The sequence below is a fragment of the Bacteroidota bacterium genome (assembly GCA_034723125.1).
Lineage (GTDB): Bacteria > Bacteroidota > Bacteroidia > CAILMK01 > JAAYUY01 > JAYEOP01.
Window position 1 is genome coordinate 1 of record JAYEOP010000619.1, and the last position, 6,630, is coordinate 6,630.

4 protein-coding genes are annotated in these 6,630 nt (G+C 29.0%); all 4 read left to right on the top strand.

Annotated elements, in window-relative coordinates; genetic code table 11:
• Positions 1 to 652: gliding motility-associated C-terminal domain-containing protein (locus U9R42_15380; protein ID MEA3497406.1), on the top strand; the 652-nt coding region annotated here is incomplete at its 5' end.
• An 18-nt stretch (positions 653 to 670) separates the two neighbouring features.
• The gene (locus U9R42_15385; GenBank protein ID MEA3497407.1) at positions 671 to 3,118 is read left to right on the top strand and encodes a gliding motility-associated C-terminal domain-containing protein; all 2,448 of its coding nucleotides are present in this window, start codon (positions 671 to 673) and stop codon (positions 3,116 to 3,118) included.
• 30 nt (positions 3,119 to 3,148) lie between these two features.
• Complete coding sequence (locus U9R42_15390) at positions 3,149 to 4,102, top strand: type IX secretion system membrane protein PorP/SprF (protein ID MEA3497408.1); 954 nt, start codon at positions 3,149 to 3,151, stop codon at positions 4,100 to 4,102.
• Between the two features lie 53 nt (positions 4,103 to 4,155).
• Positions 4,156 to 6,192: an OmpA family protein gene (locus U9R42_15395; GenBank protein ID MEA3497409.1), complete on the top strand. Its 2,037-nt coding sequence runs from the start codon at positions 4,156 to 4,158 to the stop codon at positions 6,190 to 6,192.
• Positions 6,193 to 6,630: the final 438 nt, after the last annotated feature.

A 6,630-nucleotide genomic window follows, 5' to 3' on the forward strand; every position in this document is an offset into this window, starting at 1 on the left:
CATCAACGGTGGCACATCTCCTTATGATTTTAATTGGTCAACAGGAGATAAAACCGAAGATATCTCTCAGCTTTCAGCAGGTATCTATGAAATTTTAGTAATGGATAACAAAGACTGTAAAATTGAAGAAAGTATTGAAGTTAGTCAGTTTTCCCAAATCATGATTGATTATGAAATTTCGGAAATAAGTTGCAATGACCAATCAGACGGAAGCATTTTACTTAATGTTTCTGGCGGAGCTGAAAACTACAAGTTTTTATGGTCAACAGGAGACACAACTCAGAATATTTTCAACAAAGTATCCGGGATTTATTCAATAGAGATCACTGATAATAATAATTGTAAAGTACAAATTGATAACCTAAAAATAAATTTCAATGAATCAAATTGCATAAATATTCCTTCATCTTTTACTCCGAATGGTGATGGAACAAACGATACTTGGATATTAAGAAATGTTGATTTATATCCAACAGCAGTAATAAAAGTATTTAACAGATGGGGTAATGAAATTTATCAGTCAAATGGATACAAAATACCTTGGGATGGAAATTTTAAAGGAAAAAAACTTCCATCGGGAACATACTTTTACGTGATTGAACTTAATAATGGAGAAAAACCTTATACAGGTACTGTTACAATTGTAAAATAGAATTTAATAATATTTACTATGAAACTTAAATTTCTGACTTTTAGTGTTGCTTTTTTATCCTTATCATTGAGTTTATTCTCAATGACAAGTCCATCCTCAGGTCCAATCCTAAACACTACTTCAAATAACTTAACATGTTATAATGACTCAACAGGAAGTATTACTACAACAGTAACCAATGGTGTGGGTCCTTATACTTATAATTGGTCAAACGGAGCATTTATTAATACAAGTTCTACAACATCTACAATCTCTAATCTTAAAGCAGGGATTTATAATGTTCATGTTACTGATTTAGGGACAGGATTAACCTCAACCGATATTGCAACTATTACTCAACCACCTCCAATTCAAAGCTCAATAAGCACAGTTGATGTAAAATGTAAAGGAAATCAAAGCGGATCAATAAACTTATCGGTAAGCGGAGGAACAGGTTTATTTAATTACGTTTGGTCAAATAGTTCTACAATGCAGGATTTAAACAATCTTAAGGCCAATAAATATATTGTAACTATTAGTGAATCAAATAATCCTTCATGTAAAGTTAAGGATAGTGCAATAATTACAGAACCAAATTATGCTTTAAACAATACTTCAATAAAAAATGATGTAAGTTGCTTTCAGGCTAGTGATGGTTCAATTGATATTTCCGTACAAGGAGGCACACCGCCATATAGTTACAATTGGAACAACAGTAGTTACTTTAATGAAGATATTTCTGATTTAAATATTGGCAATTACAATGTTGTTGTTACCGATGCAAATAATTGCATTCTGACAGATAATATTTCAATTTCACAACCAACACAACTAACCAATACATTATCAGGAACAAATGCGAAATGTTTTGGAGCAAATAATTGCCAAATAACAAATACTGTTAGCGGAGGAGTAAAACCTTATAGTTTTGAATGGAGTAATTCGTCTTATAAATTAAGTGTTACAAGCCAAAATCTTTCAAACGTTGTAGCCGACAAATATTATTTAACAATAACTGATAAAAACAATTGTATTTCTAATGATTCAATTGAAATTTTTTCACCTCCACAATTACAATCAAACATTACAGGAGAAAACATTAGTGCTTATGGAGGAAGTGATGGGAAAATAAATCTTAATGTAAGCGGAGGAGTAAAGCCCTATTCCTTTGTTTGGTCAAATGGTACTTCTACAAAAAATCAAGAAAATATTGTAGCAGGAAAATATATTGTTGATATTATAGATTTTAACAATTGCTTAATTTCAGATAGCATCATTTTAGAACAACCACTTTCTGCAATACAAATCAATAATAACACACAAGACGTAAGTTGTTTTGGTGGAAACAACGGATGGATTGAACTGCTTACACAAGGAGGTACACCACCTTACAATTACAAATGGTCAAATGGCGATACTATTTCCAAAATAACAAATCTTACTGCTGGAACTTATACCATTGAAGTAATTGATAAAAACGGCATTTTAGCTTTTGATACAATTGGAATTTTTCAATCAAAAGAAATTGATGCAACTTCCAAAGTTGTTAATAACAAATGTTATAATGAGGAACATGGATCAATAGATATTTCGGTTACAGGAGGAACACAACCATATTATTATGAATGGCGAAATTCTGATTATGTACTTAGTACTATTACTGAAGATGTTTACAATCTAAAATCGAATAAATACACCGTTACAGTTTCAGATTCATTAAATTGTACATCTTCCTTTACTTATATAATTAACGAACCTACAGCCTTAATAATTTCATCAGAAGCAACAGAAACACCCTGCTTTGGTGGACCTAACGGAAACATTAAAATTGATGTTTCGGGGGGAGTTCTTCCATACTCATTTGATTGGTCTTCAGGAGATACTACCAAAGATTTGAACAATATATATCCTGGTATTTATACTCTTGATGTAAGAGACTCCAATGGATGTAGTATTTCAATTATTGATACAGTTTCTCAAATGGATTCTATCCATTTTGATTATTTAGTAAGAGATGCTTCATGTTCAAATGGAGAAGATGGTAAAATAGAAACATTTAACTTTTCAGGAGGTAATGGAACATATTCTTATCAATGGTCAACAGGAGACACACTCAAAAAAATTGAAAATATCTCAAAAGGGACATACTCTTTTACAGTAAAGGATTTTATGGGATGTACACTAACAAAGAACATTATTGTTGGTGAAAATGCTGGTGAATGTATAAATATTCCTACTGCATTTACTCCTAATGGTGATGGGATAAACGATACATGGGTAATAAGGAATGTACATTACTATCCTAATTGCATCGTTAAAATATTTAATAAGTGGGGAAATCTTGTGTTCGAATCGGATAAAGGATATCCAAAAGAATGGGATGGAAACTTTAACGGAAGTCCATTACCTGCTGGTACTTACTTTTATATTTTTAACTCTGAAAAAAAATTAAAACCAAATAATGGTTTAATAACCATTGTCAAATAATATAATCAGAAAAATTAAAAATAAAAACAAATGAAACGATTACTAATTTTTATATTTGTCCTATTTTCAGGAAACATTATTTTCGGACAACAATTGTCTTTGAGGTCTCAATATTTAAATGATGATTTTCTATTAAATCCTGCAATTGCCGGAACAAAAGACTACAATCCATTAACGACCACCTTTAGAAGACAATGGGCTGGAATTGAAGGAGCACCTGTTACTCAATCTGTTTCATACCATGCTTATGCTGGTAAAAACTTAGGATTAGGCGGATACTTATTCAATGATGTTTGTGGCCCAACAAGAAGAACGGGGTTTAATTTTTCTCTTGCATATCAAATTAAACTTTCTAAAAACAATGATAGTAAATTATCCTTTGGTTTGTCAGCTTTATTGTTTCAAAATGTATTTGATGCAACAAAATTAACAACTGATGAACCGAATGATGTAGCAATTAACAATCTTCATCAAAGCATGTTGGCACCTGATGCAAATTTTGGAATTTATTATTATTCGGGAAGCAAATACTTTATCGGTGTTTCTGCACATCATCTTATTCAATCAAAGGTTGATTTGTTTAATACCATGAATGATATTCCAAATACAGTAAACAGAACCTACTATTTGTCTGGCGGTTATGGCTTCAACCTTAGTGAAAATCTTGTATTAACTCCATCTTTTCTTGTAAGAAGTATTGAAACAATGCCTTATCAAGTAGATGTAAACACAACTTTCACCTACAAAAACACTGTTTGGATAGGTGCATCCTACAGGCATGAAGATGCTGTTATTGCATTGATGGGTTTTAGCAAAGATATTTTTAGCATTGGATATTCATATGATTATTCCATTTCAGATATTCAAAACTATAACAATGGTTCTCATGAAATATGCCTAAGCGTAAGATTTAATCAAAAAAATAATTTAAGCAACAGTCATAAAACCCCTTGGAATAAAAGAAACCGATTATATACTCCATAATATTTAATGTTCTTTATAAAAAATTAATTTTAAATTTTGATAATCCAGCAATAATGAAGTGTCAGATAAAACATATTTTCGTTTCAGTTTTTTTCTTTATTTTTTTTAGCTTACAAATTAACTTTTTACAAGCTCAAATTGCTGATGAATTATTTGAAAATTTTGAATATTCAAAAACAATTGAATTTTATAAGAACAATAAAATTGCTGATAATAATTTTAAAGCATTAAGCCAATTAGGTATTTGTTATTTTAATGTCCAAGATTACAAAAATGCGGAAAGCACATTTAAAAAACTACTTCCTATTGCTGAAGAAAATCCAATAATATATTTTTATTATGCCGAATCCTTAAAAAATAATAATAAAATTATAAAATCAAAACAACAATTTTTAAAATACTCACAACTAACAAATACTGATGTAAAAAAACATTTAGCATCATGCGATTCAATAAAATACTGGAAAAAAAATGAAACAACTTTTAATGTGTTTTCCGTAGATAAAATAAACAATTCAAGTGCTAATTTTTCACCAAATATTTATAAAGAAGGAATTATTTTCGCATCAGAGAACAACAGTAAAATTATTAATGAAAAAGTAATTCCTCCATACAGCGAAAAAGTAAGTAACCTACAATACGGAATGGAGCAAAGTCCCTTTATTCAATATTTTTACTCTCCAATTTTAATTAAGGATAAAAAGCTAATAGCAAAAAAGCCCAAAAATATTTCATTCAATATTGAACAAAAACTTAGAAACGGACAAATTTCTTTTGACAAAACAAATTCCTTAGTTTATATTTCAAAAACATCAGAAATTAACAATCCGCAAAAGCCAGTAAATACTCAAATTTACAAAGCCCAAATTGATACAATAAATCATAAAATTGGTGAATTTTCAAAAGTAAATTTTATTGACACTGCTCATTATTATTCTTTTGGTCATCCATTTATAACCAAGCAAGGAAAAACAATGTATTTTTCTTCAAATATACCAGACGGTTTTGGAGGCTTTGATATTTATATGTCAAATTTAATTAATGGCAAATGGACAACTCCTAAAAATTTAGGAAAACAAATTAATAGTTTAGGTGATGATATTTTTCCTTGTTTTGATAACAACCAATTGTTTTTTGCCTCAAATGGATTAGCAGGTTATGGGGGATTGGATATTTTCGTTTCAAAATTATCAAATAGTAAATGGACAAAGGCATTAAACCTAAAATCACCTATCAACTCTCATGCTGATGATTTTGGACTAATGTTTTTAAATTCTTACAGCGGTTTTTTCTGTTCAAATAGATTTGGTGGTAAAGGCGATGATGACATCTATATTTTTGAGAATTTAAAAAAGAAAGAAAAGGCATTTGAAATAAAGGTTGATACGGTAATAAAAATAGTTAAAGAACCTGTAAATTTAACTTTTGGCAATATTTTATTTGAATTTGATTCTTTTAGTATTAGTAATTACTTCAAAACACAATTAGATACTTTATATCAAATATTAAAAGATAATAATAAAAGAAGAATTGGAATTTATGGGTTTTCTGACCCAAAAGGTAGTAGTGAATACAATATTAAATTATCAAAAAAACGATCAGAGTCTGTTTTTAAATATCTTGTTGAAAGGGGAGTAGAAAAGAATCGAATAGAAATTAAAGCAAAAGGAGAAATAAATTTATTAGAAAATTGCATATCTGATTCTTGTATCAAAGCTCAAGATTCACTTAAGCGTAAAGTGAAAATTATTTTTAATCCAAAGGCTAAATATAAAAACAAGAATAAATCAATGTTTGTTGAGTTTGATGGTTTTACAATTAAGGAAGAAATAAAACCACAACTGCTGGAATTTGTGAAACAAATAAATGATACAGAAGATAAAAAATACATGACTTTTGTTGGATATTCGGATTCAATAAATGATGTTGTGTCAGCAAACAGAAAAATAAAGCTTATTAATTCCTTTCTTAAAAGCTATAATATAGTGGATGACGTTGTTGATAAAGAAATCAGGATTATTCATTCAAGTATTTCACAGGAAGAAGCTATTTTAAACAAAAGAATAGAGGTTATTATTTACAAAAAATAATATTCTATTTGGTATTTTTCTTTACCATATTTTTTACTTGAGTCTTCTATAAGGAAAGTTTTGACACGCATAACAGTCAAAAAATCAACTATTTAGAAGTCAATCTCATGTATGGTTAAATCATTTTTTATGTCATTAAGTTTAAAAATATCCCAAAGTTAATTTTGTGTTGAGCTTTTATGACTTATTTTTCAAATAAAATATGAATTGTTTATTCTAATTAGGGTTTGCTGATTTTCTAAAAAGCACAATATAATGCACTGTCACCAAGTCCATGTTCGCCAAAATAAGTAAACATAAAAAAGAAAAGACCAATGATGAAGACTACCGTTACTATCGAACGTTTACAAATGAAAGGATATGTTTCCTTTACTCAACAGTTTTCTATGGTCAAAAAAGATGTTAATCCAAAAACACAATTATTTTTTTCTTTTATCT